Annotated in this window: 13 protein-coding genes; 3 read left to right on the top strand and 10 right to left on the bottom strand. The window is 40.1% G+C overall.

What is annotated here, in order from left to right; all coding sequences use genetic code 11:
* Positions 1-971: 971 nt before the first annotated feature.
* The 5 genes from BM130_RS13295 to BM130_RS13275 all read right to left on the bottom strand — a co-directional run bounded on the left by BM130_RS13295 (position 972) and on the right by BM130_RS13275 (position 10338).
* Complete coding sequence (locus BM130_RS13295) at positions 972-2399, bottom strand: TolC family protein (protein ID WP_029626579.1); 1428 nt, start codon at positions 2397-2399, stop codon at positions 972-974.
* Positions 2396-5539: an efflux RND transporter permease subunit gene (locus tag BM130_RS13290; protein WP_010527467.1), complete on the bottom strand. Its 3144-nt coding sequence runs from the start codon at positions 5537-5539 to the stop codon at positions 2396-2398. Before BM130_RS13290 ends, BM130_RS13295 begins: the two co-directional genes overlap by 4 nt.
* Positions 5540-5607: 68 nt before the next feature.
* A complete protein-coding gene (locus BM130_RS13285) occupies positions 5608-6690 on the bottom strand; it encodes an efflux RND transporter periplasmic adaptor subunit (protein ID WP_010527466.1) in 1083 nt (360 codons plus the stop codon).
* A gap of 1140 nt (positions 6691-7830) precedes the next feature.
* Complete coding sequence (locus BM130_RS13280; RefSeq protein WP_010527465.1) at positions 7831-8847, bottom strand: substrate-binding domain-containing protein; 1017 nt, start codon at positions 8845-8847, stop codon at positions 7831-7833.
* 474 nt (positions 8848-9321) lie between these two features.
* Entirely contained in the window at positions 9322-10338 is a 1017-nt protein-coding gene (locus BM130_RS13275; RefSeq protein WP_010527464.1) for a substrate-binding domain-containing protein, read from the bottom strand.
* A 286-nt stretch (positions 10339-10624) separates the two neighbouring features.
* Between BM130_RS13275 and BM130_RS13270 the strand changes: the two genes are divergently transcribed.
* Positions 10625-12586 carry a HAMP domain-containing methyl-accepting chemotaxis protein gene (locus tag BM130_RS13270; RefSeq protein WP_010527463.1) on the top strand — a complete coding sequence of 654 codons (1962 nt, stop codon included), beginning with the start codon at positions 10625-10627 and terminating at the stop codon, positions 12584-12586.
* A 173-nt stretch (positions 12587-12759) separates the two neighbouring features.
* On the opposite strand, the gene BM130_RS13265 is transcribed toward BM130_RS13270, so the two are convergent.
* A complete protein-coding gene (locus BM130_RS13265; RefSeq protein ID WP_010527462.1) occupies positions 12760-14940 on the bottom strand; it encodes an HD family phosphohydrolase in 2181 nt (726 codons plus the stop codon).
* Positions 14941-15098: 158 nt separating this feature from the next.
* Here BM130_RS13265 and BM130_RS13260 point away from each other — a divergent pair, with 158 nt between their 5' ends.
* Both BM130_RS13260 and BM130_RS13255 read left to right on the top strand, forming a co-directional pair.
* The gene (locus tag BM130_RS13260) at positions 15099-15869 is read left to right on the top strand and encodes a C40 family peptidase (protein ID WP_010527461.1); all 771 of its coding nucleotides are present in this window, start codon (positions 15099-15101) and stop codon (positions 15867-15869) included.
* A 29-nt stretch (positions 15870-15898) separates the two neighbouring features.
* On the top strand, positions 15899-16348 hold the full coding sequence (locus BM130_RS13255; RefSeq protein WP_010527460.1) for an NUDIX domain-containing protein: 450 nt from the start codon (positions 15899-15901) through the stop codon (positions 16346-16348).
* Positions 16349-16351: 3 nt separating this feature from the next.
* Here the strand turns inward: BM130_RS13255 and BM130_RS13250 are convergent, their stop codons facing one another.
* From BM130_RS13250 to lepB (BM130_RS13235), 4 genes are all read right to left on the bottom strand, one after another.
* A complete protein-coding gene (locus tag BM130_RS13250) occupies positions 16352-16996 on the bottom strand; it encodes a WbqC family protein (protein WP_052298955.1) in 645 nt (214 codons plus the stop codon).
* Between the two features lie 862 nt (positions 16997-17858).
* Positions 17859-18155 carry a LapA family protein gene (locus tag BM130_RS13245; protein ID WP_010527458.1) on the bottom strand — a complete coding sequence of 99 codons (297 nt, stop codon included), beginning with the start codon at positions 18153-18155 and terminating at the stop codon, positions 17859-17861.
* Positions 18156-18439: 284 nt separating this feature from the next.
* Positions 18440-19621, bottom strand: a complete 1182-nt coding sequence (lepB, locus tag BM130_RS13240; protein WP_010527457.1) for a signal peptidase I — start codon at positions 19619-19621, stop codon at positions 18440-18442.
* Positions 19621-21057 (bottom strand): signal peptidase I, encoded by a 1437-nt coding sequence (gene lepB / locus BM130_RS13235; RefSeq protein ID WP_010527456.1) that lies wholly within the window; start codon positions 21055-21057, stop codon positions 19621-19623. The genes lepB (BM130_RS13240) and lepB (BM130_RS13235) overlap by 1 nt, the downstream gene beginning before the upstream one ends.
* Positions 21058-21116 lie beyond the last annotated feature (59 nt).

The raw sequence follows: 21116 nt of genomic DNA, 5'->3' as shown, positions 1-21116 counted from the left end.
ATAGAATGTTAGGCCATTTGCACTAAACAATTTATATCTATCATATTTCTACCTATATCTATTTATATCCACATATATCTTTTTTCTGGCATCTGGTTTCTGGCATCTGGTTTCTGACATCTGGCTTCTGGTTTGTTGCATCTAATCTATAAACATGGGAATCCTTCGGACTCCGTATCTAATGGCCTAATGCCCCAATGGCCTAACTGGCTTCCGTGGGCCGGTGCACCCCTTTCAGGGGGTTGGGGGGTGAGCGAGGGTATTTGCCTCTGGTCTACTGTTCTGCCGCCCCGCTGGGGCTGACAATAAAGGCCGATAGGCTGATAGGCCACTAGGCCATTAGGCTGTTTGACCATAGAATGTTAGGCTGATTTTGCAGCATGCAATTTATATCCATTATATTTCTAATTATATCTATTTATATCCACATATATCTTTTTTTCTGGCATCTGGTTTCTTACATCTGGCTTCTAGCCTCTGGCCTCTGGCTTCTGGTTTGTTGCATCTAATCTATAAACATGGGAGTCCTTCGGACTCCGTATCTAATAGCCTAATGCCCCAATGGCCTAACTGGCTTCTGGCTTTCGCGGGCCGGTGCACCCCCTTCAGGGGGTTGGGGGGTGAGCGAGGGTATTTGCCTCTGGTTTACCGTTCTGCCGCCGCTCCGCGGCTGGCGCCAATAGGCCATTAGGCCAATAGGTTGTTAGGCCGATAGGCTATTTATATCTACTATATTTCCATTTATATCAACTTATATCGTTTAATAACATCTAGCTTCTGACCTCTGGCTTCTGGCTTCTAATTTAAAATTTCACAGAGGAAACACAGAGTTTCGCAGAGTGCCATTAGGCCATTAGGTCATTAGGCCGATAGCTACTTATATCTATATTTGTATCTACTTATTTCCATTTATATCCACTTATATCCATTAATTATTTCTGGCATCTAGCTTCTGACTTCTGGCCTCTAAATTAATTTAATTTTCCCATAGCTTTAAGGAATTTGGTTTCCATAAGTTTAACAGAGGTTTGTGCATCGATATGATTGCTTAAGGCCTCTTGCCATTGAGCCTGGGCTTCGAGAAGGTTCACCAGTGTTTCCAGGCCTTCTTCAAATTGTTGCTGACTGGTTTCAAGATTTTCGGTTGCTTGCTCCAGTGCAGTTTGTGTTAGTTCGAATCGTTTTAATGCATCTTGTAAGTTATATTTAGCTTGTGCTATTTCAAGGGCTATGAGTTTTTCGGTTTCTTCTAACTGTAGTTGAGCTGCTTGTTCCTGTAATTTGGCTTTCGAAAGTTTATTTTGTTCTTCGAACCAATGAAAGATGGGTATTTTGACGGAAGCAAGTGCCATAAAAGAGAATTCATCGGAATCCATTCCATTTAATTCCATTCCGACAAAATAATGATATCCTGCCGAGACCCCTATTTCAGGTAACATGCCTGCTTTGGTTATGCGTGATTCGTATTTTTTTATTTCGATGGCTTTGTTTAATAGTTGATATTCGGGCCGACCATCAGGTGATGCTTCTGTTTCTATAAGTTGAGGTTTAAAAATTGTATCATTCTGTTCCGGCGAGATTGAAATATCGGCTTGCAGAGGAAGTCCAATTATTCGGCAAAGGTTCATGCGAGCCAAGGTTTCGCCGTTTGTTGCCTTTTGCACCATGAGTAATGCTTCATTTCTTTTAACCTGTACTTTTAGCAGGTCGTTTTTGGTAGCCATACCTTCGTTCACCGCTGCTTGTATATTGGAAGTAAGAGAATCCAAAAGCGTTTGGTAATGGATGGCCGCCTTTTTTTTGGCAGACAAAGAAACTAACCGGAAGAAAGCTTCATCGGTTTGAGCCAGTACCTCGGCGCGGGATTTCTCTACCTGTAATCCGGCGATGTCGATGCCTGTTTTGGCCATTTTATTGGCAGTACGAATTTTACCCCCGGCATAGAGGGGTTGTTGGATAGTTAAGCCGGCCATAGTAACGCCTTCCAGGCCAATGTTTAGGTTGATGTCCGGCAAGAAGGCATACATGTTAAAGACCGGATTCTTGCCGGCATCTAAAACAGGTGTTCCGTCGGGTGACAGGACTATATTAGGGTCCGGTATTCCGTCGCCATCGGCATCGGGCAAATAGGTGGGCAGGTAACCACCCTCGAGCGAATATTCCAAAGCATCGGGTTTGTAAAGGTAAGTACCCGATGCTTCTATTTTAGGGAAAAAAGCGGACTTTGCTATTTTTTTACTTAAAACAGCTTGTTCGTGTTGGTTTTGTGATAGTTGCAAGGTTTCGGAATATTCCAGCGCCATTTCGCGACACTGTTGGCGGTTCAGTACTATTTGAGCCGTCGCAGGTATGTTATAACATATTAGTACTATTATGGTCGATATAATGGGTGACTTCATAGTTGTTGTTTTTGAGCTTGTTTACTTAAGGGATGAATAACATGGAAAAATATGGCATATAATACGGGCACCATCATAAGCGTAATGATGCTTCCAATCAATAAACCGGACATCATGGTTACCGCCATAGAACCGAACATATCATCGTTGATAAGGGGTATCATTCCCATAATAGTAGTCAGTGAAGCCATCATAACGGGACGCAGTCGCGATGTAGAGGCGTCCATTAGTGCAACAAAAGGCTTTTTCCCCTGCCGAAGCTGTAGTTCCACTTCATCCAGTAAAACCACACCGTTTTTAATCATCATCCCCATGAGCCCGAGCGCACCGACAATGGCCACAAAACCAAATTCCTTGCCCGTAAGCAGCATACCCATTACAATGCCAATAAAAGCGAGGGGCAGGCTGAGGAGGATGATAAGCGGCTTTTTGTAATCTTTGAACAAAGCAATAAGTAATGCTATCATCAAGACCACGGCCAATGGCAGATACATAAAAAGGTATTGTTGTGATTCGGAACTGGCCTGAAATTCCCCTTGCCATTCCATTTTGTAACCAACGGGCAGAGGTATCGCTTCTATTTTATCGCGGATGCGGTTTCTGACATCGTCGGCGGTGAGACCGGGTGCCGTATTACATTGAGCTTTGATGGCCCTTTGCCCGTTTAAACGTCTTACAACAGGTTCTTCCCATGTTACTTCAATATTCTTAACAGCCTGGTTAAGAGGTATTGCCCCAAAGGTTGACTCCAGAATATCTTCATAAGAGGTAATACCGGAAAAAATATCACTTAGTGTTTTGGGGTCGCTACCAGATAGGGAGGGAACTGTACTAAAAGCAGGAGCAGTTTCTAAATTGTCAACCTGTTTACCATCAATACCGGTGCTTTTTAAATAGATTGGCAAAGAGCGGGTACCTTCATGAAAAGTACCAACAGGTAACCCTTCGGTGGTAGTGAGCAGCGACAGCGCAATGTCGGGGCGGGAGAGACCCGCTCTGCGAGCCAGAGCCTGCTGATAATGGGCCACCATAACTTTAGAGGCGGGCTCCCAATTATCGGTCACTAATATGGCTCCGGGTTCCTTATCCATAATAGCCTTTGCCTGAGCGGCAAGGTTCTTCAATATGGCCGGGTCGGGTCCCGAGAAAACCACCTCGATAGGAAAGTCTTTGTACATCAGGTTGTAACGTTTTACCCGAGCATAGGCTTGTGGGTAATTAGTGTTAAGATAATCCTGTATTGCAGGTAGTTTTTCTTTAAGGGCTTGTTCATCCACAAAGTCAACGATGAGCTCACCATATCTCATGGAAGGCTCTGCGATGGAACGCACCAGGTTGTACCGCGAAGGTGTTCCCCCGAGGCTGGTGGTGACATTTGTGATTTGCGGCTGTTTCAGCAGATAATTCTCAATTTCCGATAAATCTTTGTCAACGGTTTCAATTCTTGTTCCGATTGGCATTTTATATTCAATGTAAAGCTGATTGTAATTCAGGTCGGGGAAAAAGGTTTGAGGAATTAGCGGAAACAGGAGGGCACTAATTCCCATTAGTAGCGTTACGATAGCAATAGCTATTGTTTTGTGGTAGAGCAGATAGCTTAAAAATTTTCTGTGGAAGGTATAGATTGGACCACTATAAGGTTTGGAATCGTTATTATATATTTTTAGGTTTTTAAATTGTTTGTCGGCCATTAATGGTGCCTGGGTAAGGGCGAGAATCCAGCTCAGAAGAAGCGATACGGCCAATACTATAAAAAGGTCGCGAACATATTCACCCGAAGTGTCGGGCGACAGAAATATGGGAAGAAAAGCAAAAATGGCAATAAGGGTAGCACCCAGAAGTGGCCATGCCGTTTTTCGGGCTGTATTTAGCAGGGCCTTCGACTTGTCCATACCATTTTTTAGGTCCACCAAAATACCGTCGACAATTACAATGGCATTGTCGACCAACATACCCATGGCCACGATAAGGGATGCTAACGAAACCCTTTGAAGTGTACCATTAAAAAGTTTCAGTATTACAAACGAGCCAAGGATGGTTAGTAGCAATACAAAACCTATGATATAGCCGCTCCGCCATCCCATGGTCAACATAAGAATTAAAACTACGATGGCTATAGACTGCAACAGGTTAAACATAAAGGTTGAGATGGCTTCTTCTACCTTTTCGGGCTGGAAAAATACTTTTTTGAAATCGATGCCGGCAGGAATGCGCTCGTCCTTTAGGTCGCTAAGAATTTTATCTACTTTATCCCCGAGTTTGATAATATTTTTCCCCGATTGCATGGCGACGGAAATACCGAGTGCCGGTTTTGTATTATAGCGTAAAGCCTCACGATAGGGTGATTCGAGGGCTTTTTCGACCTCTGCAATGTCACTCAATTTCACCTGGTCGTCTTGATGACCCTGGATGATGAGGTTGCGGATGTCATTCAGGTTATTAAAATCTTCCCCCACATCCACTCTAATACGTTCGTTGCCGGCATTAAAATAGCCGGCATACACCATTTTGTGTTGGTCGTTGAGTGTTTTCAATACTTCGGCAGGATGAACGCCCAGGTTGGCCATCCGGTCTTGTTTCATGTTTATGTAGATACAGGGTTTGCGGTCGCCGTAAATTTCGACTCGCTTCACTTCGGGCAGTTCTTCCAGTTTTTGCTTGACCAGTAAACCGTATCGGTGCATTTCTTCGTAGGAAAAGCCATCGGATGTCATGGCATAAAACAGGCCATAAACATCGCCAAAGTCATCCACAACCATGGGTGGTTGGGCCCCTTCAGGTAAACTGGCAGCAGCACGGCTAACTTTACGTCGTAGCAAGTCCCACTTTTGTTCAATTTGCTCCGGACTAACGGTTGGGTCCAGTTCTACTTTTATTTCCGAATAATCGGCTTCTGAGCGGGACTCTATTTGTTTTATGTCGCCCATGGTTTTAATGGCTTTCTCCAGTACATCGGTGACCTCCAATTCCACTTCATGAGCCGAAGCTCCGGGATAGATGGTTACCACCAGGGCCTGCTTGACTTTTATTTCCGGGTCTTCCAGCTTGCTCATCGACTGAAATGAAAAGATTCCGCCAATGGCAAGCACCATCAAAAAAAAGTAAATTAATGTCTTGTTTTTGAATGCAAACTCTGTCATTGCTAATTGCCGGTTTAATTTTTTGGAAATAAGTTTTCCATTGTCAGAGGGGGATACTCATTTCCTATTTACAGTAGATTTCCAATATTGGTATTGGATGAAGGACTTTGTTCCTTTATTTTTTCACCATCATGAATGGCATGGACACCACAACATACAATAATATCGTCAGGATTTAAATCGCCTTCAATAAGGGCATTACCATTGGCATCGATACGGATAATGTTCACCCTGACCCGATTTACCATGGAAGAGGTGGTATCCACCTTCCAGACGTGCGAGGCATTATCCTTTTCGAATAAAGCGGTTGAAGGGACCGAGAAGTAAGGTTTGTCTGACGATTTATAATGAAAAGAAATTCTGACGCTCATTCCCGGTAATAAACCTTCAATATTATTATCGGGAAATTTAAAATAAGCAGGGTATAAACCATTGACATTGCTTTGCGTAACGATGTTTTTCAAAGTTAATGGCCATTGCTGCTCGGAGTGATAAATGCTATGGCAAACAACGTTCATGATACGTTCTTTGTTGTCTAATTCTTGTTCAGGTAAATGAGCGACAACTTCCAGATTTCGGGTATCGGCCAATGCAATTATGGGCATACCGGCATCTACGATTTCCTGTTCATCGAAAAAAACTTTGGTAACAGTTCCGGCAAATGGGGCAATTAATTTGGTGTCTTTAATGGCATTTTTGTGAGATTCGTACAAAGCCTTAATTTGTTTGAGTCCTGAAACGGCTTTGTCGTAGTCGTTGTCGGATACTTTTCCTTTATTGTAAAGGGCGGTGATTCTGTCTACCTCTGCTTTAACTTCCCGGTATTTAGCTTCAGTACCATTTAACTGAAGCTCATAATCGCGAGGGTCTAATTGGGCTATTACAGCACCTTTTTGAACCTGGTCTCCCTCGTCTACATAAATATTTTTGATAGGTCCGGCTACCCTGAAGGCCAATCTGATATTTGAGGCAGCTTTTACACGTGCCGGATAACTTTTGGTAAACCGGTCGTTTTGATATTGAACCCGAACCGTTTTAACGATAGGGACAGTTTGGTTTTGTTCGTTGTTTCTTGAGGAACACCCCGTTGTGATGAATAAACCAGCTATTGCCGTGATTAATAAATGTTTGTATTGTTTGTTTGGGTACATGGTTTTCAAGGTTTAAGTTAAAAAAACTGTTCAAATATTTTGTATGGAAATATAAAACATTGTAATAAAATTCAATAAAACCTGCAATAGTTGTCCTTGTATTTAGTTGGACAAAAATATGATGGGAACAAATGAAGTTCAGGAAATCAATTACTGAAACATAATAAAAGCATACTGAAGCGTGTTCGCTGATTAGTTGAACGAGAAAGCGAAAATAAATGTGGATTAGTCGAGGCTTTGAAAAAAGGGAAAAGGCCGTGAGAGGAGGTCAGAAGCCAGAGTCCAGAGGTCAATTAGGCCATTAGGCTGATAGGCGATTAGGCCGTTTGAAAGTTGTGTGCGATGGCGGTTCCACCTTTAGGGGGTTAGGGGGTGAGCGAGGGATAGGCTGTCAGGCATAATAATAGAAACCGGTAATTACCCTTCCCCATGCGCAATGATACAGAGTAAAAACAATTGGGACTTTCGATGCGATACGGAGTCGGAAGGACTCCCATGTTTATAGCTTAGATGCAACAAACCAGAAGCCAGTTAGGCCATTGGGTCATTAGGCCATTAGGCTATTAGATACGGAGTCCGAAGGACTCCCATGTTTATAGGTAAAAAGCAACAAACCAGAAGCCAGAGGCCGGAAGTCAGAAGCCAGACATAAAATATAAATTGAAATAAATAGATATAAGGTAGATACAAATAGATATAAATAGAAATAAAACAGATATAAATTGTATGATGGAAAAATGGTCTAATGGCCTAAGGGCCTATTTTCCTAATAGCCTAACAACCTACCGGCCTACCGGCCTAATGACCTAACCGCCTAATGGCCTATCAGCCTAGCGGCCTAATGGTGCCAGCCGCAGAGCGGCGACACCTTTGTAGCAATAGTCCAACCATATACAACATGAGCCCCGGAGGGGCAGCAGAACGGTAGACCACAAACCACAAACCAGAGGCCAGAGGCTAGAGGCCAGATGCCAGAATAAAAGATATAAGTAGAAAAAATAGAAATATGTAGATATAAATTGTTTAGTGTAAAATTAGCCTAACATCTTATCGCCTAATGGCCTATCAGCCTAATGGCCTAATAGCCTAATAGCCTAATAGCCTAATAACCTAACGACCTATTTGCCTAATATCTAATGTTTATTGATAAATTTCTTCTCGTTTGTAAAATCCGCTCTCAATTAATACCTCGTCGATATTCTCTTTGGTAACGGGGATGGAATTAATTTGAACGGTGGGGACATCTTCAAAGCCATTATTCACATAGGTAATGTTGTATTTTTTTTCGAGTTTGACACCATTAACAATATCGATGGCAACTTCTGCAGCTTTATAAGCGATATCTTTTAACGGGTGGTAAAGGGTAAGATGTTGTGTTCCTTCCACAATTCTGCGGCACGACTCTATTTGAGCATCTTGTCCGGTGACGATAACCTTCCCGTCAAGTCCATATTTTTTTAACACATCGACACAACTGACACTCATTCCATCAAAACAGGAGATGACAGCATCAACAGATTGTGGATAAACTGATAATATCTGATCTAATTCAAAAGCGGCATGTTCGGGATTCCAATTTTCGATATAGGTTTTATACAAAACGTTGATATTTCCTGATTCGATATGTGGTTTTAAGGTTTTATCAATGGAAGTCATTAATTCGACAGCATTTCTGTCGAATCGGTCACCATTCAAAATGATATAATTTCCTTTAGGTTTTTGTTTAATTACATATCCTATCAAGTCTTTCCCCAATTGATCATTATTGCCTGAAATATAAATATCCAGGTCACAATTTGATATCAGCCTGTTATAGGCCATTACAGGAATATTTTGGGCTTTTGCTTCTTTAACAATATTTTCTGCAGTGTTGATATTGACAGCAACGAGCACCAAAAGGTCGATGTCTTGATCCATCATCTCTATTGCTTTGTCGTACTGCAAAGCATCATTGTTATTTGCATGATCTAAAATAACTTGCGCTCCAAGTGCCTCTGCATGTTCTTTGAAAAAGTTGCCCTCTAAGAAAAAACGAAACGTTACCTCAGAGTTGTAAAGAAACCCGATTTTGATTTTGTCTTTTTTTCCACAACCAGAGAGGGTGATCATTAATAAAGAAATTATTACACCAAAAGGAAGGAAAAGATTCTTTTTCATTTTAATCAATTCTTTTGAATTTTAAAACAAACTTTACTACGTATTTTTTTACACTTGGTTTAGAAATGGATTTAGTTTTTATTGGTGTTTTCTTTAAAAATTTTCTGGTGGTTCAGAAATATCCTGGTGGTTACACCTGCTATTGGTCTCTTTTACTTTGGGATAGATTTTAAACTTCAGAGGCCAAAAGATGCCGGGGGTAATAGTAAGATCTATGGAAATAGGATTGAGATTAAGAAAAAATAAGTAGTTCGAGAGATAATTTTTAAGTTAGATTTGACTTATGGCATACCCCATCTACTTCCTTACTGTGCATTTCAACCTAGATTAGGTTGAATGCAGTAAGGAATTATAAAACAGGTAGTAAGAGGGTTGATGTTTTAGTTAAGAGTTGATGATTTATGGTCTTTGGCTTTGATTTTCGACTATTTTTTCAAATGGACAACTGCAATGCATTAAAATCTTTTCGGAAAATTATTGATAGATTTCTTCCTGTTTGTAAAATCCACTCTTAATTAAAACATCGTCTATATTCTCTTTGGTGACAGGAATGGAATTAATTTGAACGGTAGGAACATCTTCAAAGCCATTATTTACATAGGTAATGTTGTATTTTTTTTCAAGTTTGACACGGTTAATTATGTCGATGGCAACCTCGGCCGCTTTGTAGGCGATATCTTTTAAGGGGTGGTAGAGGGTGATATGCTGTGTTCCTTCCACAATTCTACGACAGGATTCCAGCTGTGCATCCTGACCAGTAACAATGACTTTGCCATCCAGGTTGTATTTTTTCAGAACTTCAATGCAACTGACAGCCATGCCGTCAAAACATGCAATGACGGCCTCTATCGACTGTGGATAAGCGGCTAGAACCTGATCCAGTTCATAAGCGGCATGATCAGGATTCCAGTTTTCAATGTAAGTTTTATACAGAATATTGATATTACCCGACTCTATGTGCGGTTTTAGTGTTTTTTCTATTGAGGCCATTAATTCAACCGCATTTCTGTCGAATCGGTCACCACCAAGAATAATATAATTACCTTGAGGTCGCTGTTCTACCACATATCCGGCCATATCTTTACCCAGCTGTTCATTATTACCTGAAATGTAAACATCCAGATCACAATTTGAGATAAGCCTGTTATACGCAAGAACTGGAATTCCACGAGCCTTAGCCTCTTTTACAATATTTTCGGCAGTATTGACATTTACGGCAATAAGTGCCAAAAGGTCAATGTCCTGATCCATCATTTCGATGGCTTTGTCGTACTGCAAAGCATCATTATCATTTGCGTGGTCGAGGATGACCTGTGCACCAAGCGCTTCGGCATGTTCTTTAAAAAAATGACTTTCTTTGTAGAAACGAACGGTCACATCCGAACTGTAGAGAAAACCAATTTTTATTTGTTCTTGTTTTCTGCAACCTGAAAGGCCTACAATTAGTATAAATGCTAAAGTAGTAGGCAGATTGATATTTAATTTTTTCATTTTTAGTATGTTTTGGTTTGGTTAATTTGTAACGGGAGAAAATTTTGCAAAAAACGAGTGTTTATTTTACGTTTTTTTGCCTTTACTTGTTTTGAAAATATTTACTTTTTTTTAAGTTCTGAAATTTATGTTTGGTGCAGGTAGTCATTTGTCACCTTGGATAGGATTAAAGTTTGTGAATTTTTATTTTAAAACTTTAATAGTAAAATTTTTTGTTAACAAATTTGAACGTTTTATTGGGAATTGTAATTTAGTAATTTTTTTTGGAAAAAATATATAGCAAATTATGAATTGGAAGGATTTAAAAATCAGCACAAAAATTCGAGGCAGTATAGCTGTTGTGGTAGTGCTAACCTTAATAATGGGGAGCATTACTTTTTATAATTTATTGACAATAGGAAAAGGGGTAAAGGATTTATCTCAAAAGTATATTCCTACTGTAAATGAAACAAGCTTGATTGATCAAAATTGGCGTAGGCTGACTGAAGTAACCCGTTCATACGATTTTTCTTCGAACCCTTATTTTCATATTGTATTTGACCGGTATTACAATCAGATGTTGGTTGCCTTAAATGATTTAATTGAGCTGGGCGGAGATTCGAATAGAGTTGAGATATTTGACCAACTCAAAACGGAAATGGAAGAATATAATGGCCTTTATAAAAGTTATCAGGCCCTTCAGGCACAAACAGATGATTACCGTAAGGAACTGCGTAAAGCCGGTGAAGCTCTTACTTTGCTTGGCGAGGATTATCAGGGTAATTTAACCTATCAGCGTTATATACGACAGGCCCTGGCTATATGGGCCAAAATACAGGCTAAAGATTATGCCAGGGAAGCCGTGGCTATGGATGCTGAATTGCAAGAGCTGCAAAATTTTAAAAACAAAATATCATCTCTGTATCTTGCTTCAACGGTAAAAGATGCGTTAAACTCTTTCTGCTCTATTGCTGAATTGTTTGTTAATAATTATCAGGAAGCCCGAATAGCAGAGGTTAAGCGTTTTGAAAAAGCCAAAGATATTATGTGGGATGTTCGATCCATTTCAGATATGGGTCAGGGCGATATCATTGCGATGGGGAATCAGAGTGCCCGTATAGTTGATAGTGTTCAGAGGACAGTGATTTTAGCACTGATAGTATTGTTGTTATTAGGCTTTATTTTATCCTATTATTTGCCGGGCTCTATAGCAAATCCGATATTAAGGGGTATTGGTTTGGCCGAGAAAATTTCGCAGGGCAATCTGTCGGTACGATTTGAGACTGACCGCAAGGATGAAGTCGGAAGGTTAAATATTGCGTTGGATAATATGGTGAAAAACTTGCGTTCGGTGATATTAAATATACGTGCCGGAGCCAAGGAGATGGTAGAAGCCAGTTCCAGTTTGATGAAAGAGTCGTCCGATTTGGCCGAAGGGGCCAGTGAGCAGGCTTCTGCCGCCGAAGAGGTTTCGTCATCAATGGAAGAGATGTATGCCAATATTCAGCAGAATAGTGAAAATGCCAGGCAAACCGAGAGCATAGCCCAGAAAGCAGCGAAGGATATGAATCACAGTAATCAACTTTCCGAAAAAGCAGCTGATTATTTGGAAGAAATTACTTCCAAGATTTCGGTAATTGGCGAAATAGCTTTTCAAACCAATATTTTAGCACTTAATGCTGCGGTTGAAGCGGCTCGTGCCGGCGTGGAAGGACGCGGATTTGCGGTTGTCGCTGCCGAAGTGAGAAAATTGGCAGAACGAAGTCAACAAGCAGCCAATGAGATTAACAAGGTCTCTTCACAAACCATATCATCATCACGCCAAACCCGTGAAATGCTTTTGGAACTCACCCCTGAAATAGAAAAAACGGCCGGCTTAATTCAGGAGATTTCTGTGGCTTCAATGGAACAATTAAGCGGTGTGGAACAAATTAACAATGCCTTGCAACAGTTGAATCAGGTGACACAGCGAAATGCAGCTAACTCGGAAGAGATAAGTTTGGCCGCTCAAAGAATTGATAAACTGTCCGAACGCCTTGAAAAAGCAGTTTCTGTTTTTAAGTTAAATGATGATGGTAGCCATTCCGACTTAAGCAATAATAGTACTGATTTTTCCAATTCCCAACAAAGCAGAAAAGATAGTGCCATGATGACGGATGAGGTTGGAAAGCCTAAAAAGAGTAAAACTTCCAAACTCAAAGAGGATGAAAAAAAGTCAGGAAAAGTTAGAAAAAGTGATTTTTCGGATGACGATTATGAGCAATTTTAAACTGTAACCTTATTTTACAAAAAAGGGTGTTTAAAAAGTTTGCTATCCTTAAGGTGTAATTATTGGTGTACTAAATACATTGTTCACTGAATTGTTTGCAGTGACCCTGTTCCCAAAGGATGAAATTTTTTTTTTAGACACCCTTTTTTGTGTTGATATTACATGTTTAGTTATTAACTCTTTTCTGAAGTTTGTTTATTATCATTTGATGAATCAGTGTTTTGAGAATTTAGTTTTGGGTACTCAATTCTGGCATGATAAATATTTTTCAGTTTTTGTTTAAAAACTTCTTTTACCTGTGTTATTTCCCTGAAGGTAATGGGTGCATTAACAAATTGATTCTCTTCTATTTGGTTGTTAATAATGTTTTCTACTACTTTGTCGATTTCTTCGTCGGAATAAGTTTTAAGACTTCGGGAAGCAGCCTCAACGGCATCGGCCATCATTAAGATAGCTGTTTCTTTAGTAAAGGGGGTAGGTCCCGGATAGGTGAATTTGGACTCATCGGGTTCTTTTTCCGGATGTTGGTTTTTGAAGGAATTATAGAAAAACCGAGCCTTAGTAGTTCCTTGGTGAGTTCTGATAAAATCAATAATTTGTTCGGGTAGTTTGTGTTTCCGTGCAATTTTAACACCGTCTTCGATGTGGTGTATGATAGCCTGCGCACTTTTCTCAAAATCAAGGTTGGTGTGAGGATTGAACCCCGTACTTTGATTTTCGGTAAAGAAAATGGGCGAAACGATTTTCCCGATGTCGTGGTACATAGCTCCGGCTCTAACCAATAATGGATTACCACCAATGCGATAAACCGCTTCCTGGGCTAAATTACCAACCTGTAAGGAATGTTGAAATGAGCCCGGGGCCTTTTCGGCCAACTTACGCAATAACGGATGATTGGTATCTGATAATTCAACAAGAGTGACATCAGAAATAAAACCAAACGCCTTTTCAAAGATGTAAATTAATGGGTATACCAAAAGTATCAGGCCGCCATTGACTAAAAACTGGCCATATAAGGAAATGTCGATGCTTCTCAAATCACCCTCTTGTAAAATGGCTAATGCACTGTAAAAAGCCGAATAGGTTAAAACAATATATATTGATGAACGCACCAATTGTTCGCGGCGCACCATCTTAAAAAGACTAAATATTGCTATCAATCCAATAGGTACCTGCATATAAACAAATTCAAAACTGTTGCGCGTAAAAAAGGATGCCATCATTATGGTGATAACATGCATGAAGAAGGCTAGTCGTGAGTCGAAAAAGGTACGTATTATGATGGGCAGAATGGCAAAAGGAATAATGTAAAGCGGGAAAAATTCAAAGTGGTTGGATATACTAGTCAACAGCAGTATGCCTATAACCATCAGCAGAATGAATACTACTGACATCAGATTGTTAAAAACATCTCTTCTGAAAAAGTAAAGAAACAAATAAATGATGGTGAAAAACAAAAATGTAAGCAGAGTTTGTCCCAGAAGTATGAAATAATAACCACTTCCTCCTCCCAATGCACTTTCATACTCTTTTTTTAGGGAATCCAATATTTTAACTGTCTTTTCATCGATAATTTCTCCTGTATCAACAATTTTTTGTCCGGATAAAACGACCCCACTGGTGAGACTGATGTTTTTCAGAATGGTTTCTTTTTCTCGATTGGTACGTTCTTTATCTAAAATTATGTTGGGTGTTATGTATTTATTGAGTTGTAAGTCGGATATGAAATTCTCGATTCGGGTTGGATCTTCTTCCGAAATATTACCCAGGAGTTGGGATAAACTTTCAGAAAGATGCTTATAAGCACTCAGATAATTGTGGAATTCACTTGCGCCCGAAGGTTCGGCATAGTTGTTTTTTATTAGCATGAATTCAAAGGTACCATCGCTTTTCTCATAGTCGTCGGGCACATGTATAAGGCCTTTGGAATATACCGACTCCAATTCGTTTCTCAAAGTGTTTTTTAATTCGAACCAAACGGTTGAATCACTATTGACCGCCGGTTGGGTTAAAAAGGGAAAATTTTTGGTGAGCTGTTCTTTGCGGTGTTCCAGGTCAAGTAGGGTTTGTCGGATTTGATCCGATTGTTTCAACGAATCAAAAACAAAATAAGGTCGGAAGTTAGCCATTAAGCTGTCGCGTTCCTTCAACAATTCCTGCTGACTTTTATATATAGGAAAATCGAAGGGGGCAATCATCATTTCATGTTTCCATGGTTTCCCTTTCGCATACTCATACGGGAATTTCCCTTCACGCGGTAAGATATAAACCACAATGGCGATAGCTGCCAAAAAGATTAATACTCTATATATGGCAACAGAATGTTTCTTAAGTGTTGAAAATAAACGGTTCATCATAGATGACATTTAAAAAATATTTCAAAGCACTAATATACGACATAGAACGTTATATTTTCCTTGAAAGTTCAGAGTAAATGATGGCAGTGACAATATTTTTGGTTTACTTTTTGCTTATTAAAAAAACATTCGATCAATTTTGAAAATATTAACATATGCCACAGTCGATTTGCACTTATGGGTTTATTCCCGTTCGGACCGAGCCGTCGGAAGCTTCCCAGATGGAGACACAAATTCTTTTTGGTGAAACTTATGAAATTATGGAACGCCATAATAACTGGGCGTTGGTAAAATTGAGGTATGACGGTTATACGGGGTGGATTGATGAAAAACTCATAGATAATCTGGATGATCGGGATGTAGAGTTATGGGAACGTTCCGAGGGCCTAATAATAAAGGGCTCATTTGTTAAGGTTGTTAAAGAATCGGATTCTACGGTACAATATTTAACTGCCGGGAGTAGGGTGGTTTTTAACGGTAATGAGAGAAATGCCATAAGAATTGGCAAAAAGGAATTTTACTGGCAAGGGGTTGCTGATAAGGAAAAAGTTGATATTGAAGAAGTGGCACGAGGATTTTTAAATACTCCTTATTTGTGGGGAGGTAGATCTTTTTTTGGTATTGATTGCAGTGGGTTGGTACAGGTTGTTTATAAAACCGCCGGAATTTTTATGCCTCGCAATGCCTCTCAACAGATAGAGAAAGGACAAGTTGTCAGTTATGTGGAGGAAGCACAATCAGGTGATCTGGCTTTTTTCGATGATGAAGAAGGTAATATTGTGCACGTTGGGATATGTCTTGGAAGCGGACGAATAATTCATGCCAGCGGCTCGGTAAGGATAGACACGCTCGATCATCAGGGCATATTTAATGCCGATCTTCGGAAATATACCCACCGGCTTCGCGTGATTAAGAGGGTTTTGTAGTTTTGTTTGTTAAGTAAAATATCCGAAAAATGACTTCAGAAAAATATTGTTATTCATATCCCCGTCCTGCCGTAACGGCAGATGTCGTGGCTTTGGCCGGCCAGAAAAAAAATAATTTGCAAATACTTTTAATCAAACGTAAGCATCCCCCGTTTCAAGACATGTGGGCTTTGCCTGGCGGATTTGTGGATATTGATGAGGATATAGATGCTGCTGCCCACCGCGAACTGGAAGAAGAAACGGGCCTTAACGGGGTTGCTTTAAAACAGATTGGTGCTTTTGGAAAACCACACCGAGACCCGCGTCACCGAACCATAACCATAGCTTATCTGGCATGTTTGAAGCAGCCGGCTTTGGTGGAAGGGAGAGATGATGCTGCGGAAGCCGGCTGGTTTTCGATCAACCATTTGCCATTGCTCGCCTTCGATCACGGAGATATTATTAAAAAGGCCCTACAAATATGGCAGCCACCGGCATGAGCATTAACCGCCTTGTGCCATTTCGTTCAGAATGAGTGTCGCTTCCGGTCCTTTGTTGAAAAGTAAGTCCAGAATACTTAGATTGGGAACAAATCCAAAGCGGTCGTCAAAAACTTGCTTATAAGGTATTATTTTAATAAATGGGTCGACTTGTTCCAACGGTTTTTTGGGGTGAATGGTTTCTCTCAAATCTAATACTTCTTCGCCCGGTTCTTTCACAAAAGACGATGAAGGTTCTATCGGTGTGCTTATGTCGAGTAAATCGCAAATTAAATGGGTGATTTCCAAGTTGAGATCAAATAATCGGGAGTACTTTTTGACAAAGAAAGGTTCAATGTCATCTTTGTAAAATTGAAAATAGGGGGAGGAATTGTATGCCGAAACTATTGAGCGCCATTGATGGGCTTGCCATTGGGTATGATAAGCTATCTTAACATCCTTGTCTTTGGTTTTAGGAGTCTTTCCTTTTTCAATAGGTACCGATAATGTTAACGGGCCATTGGCGCCTAGTATTCGATATCTGTTTCTATAGGTTTGACGCTGATAGTTGGTATGTTGTTCTATTATTACTTTATCTGCATGCATTAGGTGTACGAAATACTGAACAGGACCAAAACAGGTCTGAGACATTAATATTTGTCGGATCATATAAAATAATAGATTATTAGATTATTAGACTATTAGGCCAATGGCCGATAGGTTGTTAGGCCATTAGGCCGCTGGGCCATTAGGCTATTAGGTTCTTAGGCCATTAGGCTGTTAGGCCGTTGGGCCAATGGGCCGTTAGGCTAATGGGCCGTTAGGCTATTAGGTAATAGGATGTTAGGCTATTTTTGCAGTATGCAATTTATATCAATCATACATCTACCTATATATATTTATATCTATCTTTTTTCTGGCTTCTGGTTTCTGACCTCTGGCTTCTGGTCTCTGCCGCCCCGCTGGGGCTCAGGTTGTATATGGGTGCACTGTTGCTACAAAGGTGTCGCCGCTCTGCGGCTGGAAATACAGGCCATTAGGTTGTTAGGCCATTAGACCAATGGGCCGATAGGTTAATAGGCCATTAGGCGATAAGATGTTGGGCTAATTTTGCACTAAACAATTTATATCTACATATTTCTATTTATTTCTACTTATATCTTTTATTCTGGCTTCTGACCTCTGACCTCTGGCCTCTGGTTGCTGGCTTCCGGCTTCCGCGGGTCGGTGCACCTCCTGCAGGGGGTTGGGGGGTGAGGGAGGGTGTTCGCTTCCGGTTTCCCGCTCTTTCGCCGCTCCGCGGCTGGCTATAAAGGCTAATAGGCCAATAGGTTGTTAGGCCATTAGGCTATTAGGCTAATTTTCCCATCAATTTCTATATATCTATTTATTTCTACATTATATCTATTTTTATCCACCTATATCGTTTTTTTTTGACCTCTGGCTTCTGATTTGTTGCATATAAGCTATAAATATGGGAGTCCTTCGGACTCCGTATCTAATAGCCTAATGGCCTAACGGCCTATTGGATTCATTCCAATTTGTCGGTTTCAGGACTATCTTTTTGGGATGTTTGTTTCTCTTGTGAAGAAGCTTTTAATTTGTTTTTTTCAGTTTTACTAATCCGATGTCGCCGTCGGAATGAGAAGATGGCACCAACAATTACCCCTAAGAGAAAAGCTACAATTAGCAATATGGAAAGAGAGAGATGGGTACGCCACACCAGGAATTGAAAGTTTACTTCCTGAGCATTTTGCACAGAAAATATAACCAAAATTAAGGAGGAAAAAATAATTCCCCATAACGAGAAGGTTGTGTTTCGTTTCATTCGTATATAATTTATTTAACTCATTGGCCGAATGGAACTCGCATGACAAAGAATTTTATACATTCTCTTTTGTGAAAATCTCTCATTGTCATGCTCGTTTCATTAGTATTAAATTTACTTATTTTATTGAACTATTGGTGTTTAAAATTAGTCATTAGTGGTTAGTCTTTAGTCATTAGTAATTTAACACTAACCACTTGTTGACTAATGACTAATCACTACTTCTGCCTTCTGCCTTTGCCTTTTATACATGCTCTTTTGTGGCAAAAGCCGCCATGCTCGTTTCAATTTACAAATATATCCGGAATTTTTCCAATGATGTGATTTTCGGGAAGCAGTCCCCAAAACCGACTGTCAAATGAATGAGGTCGGTTATCGCCCATAACCCAATAATAATTGAATTTAAAACGATAATAGTACCGATGACTTCCGTTAATAAATATTTTTCCATCAATTATTTCAAGGTTATTTCCTTCATAAACGGTAATAGCTCTTTTATAAAGGTCCAAATTTTTAAGGTCGAGATAGATTGAATCACCATTTGCCGGAATGATAATGGGGCCCATAAAATCGGTATTCCAACCTGTTGCAGTATTAAACGGGAAGGTATAGCGGTCGGGCACATTTTTTTCGAGCAGGGCAGGACTGAACCAAGTTTTTACTTCATGCGGTAGGTTGTTGAAGGTACCGGTAGTCATTTCAACAACGATATTATTTCTGAACTGGTAATGGGTAATAATATAGTCATCCTTAACTTTTTTCTGAAAGTCTTCCTTTGAACCGGTCCACCGGAATTTCTTAATAATTGATGGAGAAATATCGAAGGTTTTATTATTAATCAACAATATACCATTATTGATTTCCAGGGTATCACCGGGGAGGGCTACCAGACGCTTCACAAAACGAGGTCTTTTTTTTACACTCAGTGGCATCAGTTTTCCCCAGTTTCGTATTTTCCGTAATCGGTCAAAGTTATTAAAGTGTCTTTTTAGATAATAATAGCTTTCGTTGGGCCGGTTTTCCAGGATAGTGTCTCCTTCAGGGAAATTAAAGAGTATAATGTCTCCCCGTTTTAATTCGCCTATGCCGGCCATCCGAAAATATTTATCCGGATTTTCCGGAAACCGCCTGGGCCCCGGGACCAATTTATTTACCAGTATAAGGTCGCCGGAATGGATGGCTTTTTCCATGGAACGTGAAGGAACGGTTATCACTTCAAAACCAAACCGATATATTAATATTCCGGCCAAAAGACCCAGAGCAAGATAAAAAATTAAGGATAATGATCGGAAAAGGGTATGGCTAACCAATTTGAGTTTTTGCAGCAGCCTTGAAGCCTGACTGCGGTAATACCACAATATCCAAATAAAAAGTAGCAGCAAGAGTGGCAAAAGGATTATTTGGAACCACCACCCTGCTGCAATGATTAATATGGATAAAAAAATATATTTTATGAAGGGCAACATTAATTACCGGCGTATTTAAAGAATCTGTTCCAGCGAATGTTTTTAGGAAATGATTTATTTTGATCTAATGATAACCATACCAATATTGGTTTTCCGACGATGTGATCCTCCGGAACAAAACCCCAGTAACGCGAGTCGGCTGAGTTATGGCGATTATCACCCATCATAAAGTAGTAATCCATTTTAAACGTATAATTATCCGTTGGCTTATCGTTAATATAAATTTGATTGTTGCGAATTTCAAGTTTATTGCCTTCATAATTTCTTATGATACGTTCGTAAAGAAGGATATTTTGGGGGGATAATTTTACCGTTTCTCCTTTTTGGGGAATAACAACGGGCCCGTAATTGTCGCGACTCCATTGAAAATATTTGCTGTAAGGGAATACCTGATGCCGGGTGGTATCGACGGGCTCCTCGCTTATTTCAAGCTTTTCAATAAATGGCATTTGTTTAACTTTTTCCACCATAGCCTGGGTGAGCGGCAGAGAGTAATAAGGGCCTGTCAGGCCGGAATAACGTTCGGGATCGCTGATGTCGAGCCGTTCAAAAAAGTTTTTATTTAAGGTAGTTCCATCGGTCAGAATATTGTAGTTATGCTGAACTCCATCCGGTTCCCGGAAAAGCTGACCATTAATAAATAATTGGTTGTAACGTATTTCAAAAGTATCGCCCGGTAAGGCAACACATCGTTTTACGTAATTGTCGCGCCTGTCTACCGGTCGACCTACTACTTCACCAAATTCGGCAGGGTTTTGTTTCACATACTCTGCACCCAATGAACGCTCCTTTAAACGCAGTAGATATTCCTCAAAAGGACTATTAATGGACGTAATCCCGTTTCTTTGTGCCAAACTTTGTCCAATTTCGCGAACAATATTGAAATAGGCAGGATTGGGACGCAGGAAAGCCACGGTGTCGCCGGCAGGAAAGTTAAAAACAACGATGTCGCCTCTTTTTACCTTACCGAAACCTTTTAGTCGCTTATACTCCCAATGCGGCTTTTCAAAATAGGATTTGGTATTGATGATGGGAAAGGTATTTTGCACCAGGGGGAAAGACAAGGGAGTATTGGGCATTCGCGGACCATAACTCATCTTGCTAACAAACAGGTGGTCGCCTACTAATAGACTCTTTTCCAGTGATGAGGTGGGAATTTTATAGTTCTGAAAAAAGAATATATTAATCAGGTAAACGGCTATGAGGGCAAAGATAAGGGCATCTAACCATTCCTTCCATGCCGGTGGTTTGCTCCCGTCTTTGGTTTTTTTCCATGCCCCCCAGGGAATAATTTTGGTAATATAGATATCGAAGATGAAGGGTAATCCCAGTAAAATCCAAAAATTCCCTATCCATATCACCCATAATACAAATATCAAGGCGACGATGCTGAATTTTATCCAGCTAACTTTTGATACATTCTGAAGGTTTATCATTGTTGTTTGTTGATTATTTTGTAAACGTGATATTTTATTGATTTATATTTTGAGGAATT

The sequence above is a fragment of the Thermophagus xiamenensis genome (assembly GCF_900112795.1).
In the GTDB taxonomy this organism is placed as follows: domain Bacteria; phylum Bacteroidota; class Bacteroidia; order Bacteroidales; family Marinilabiliaceae; genus Thermophagus; species Thermophagus xiamenensis.
The sequence above is the reverse complement of the archived record's forward strand: the minus strand, read 5'-3'. Positions and strand labels throughout refer to the sequence as shown.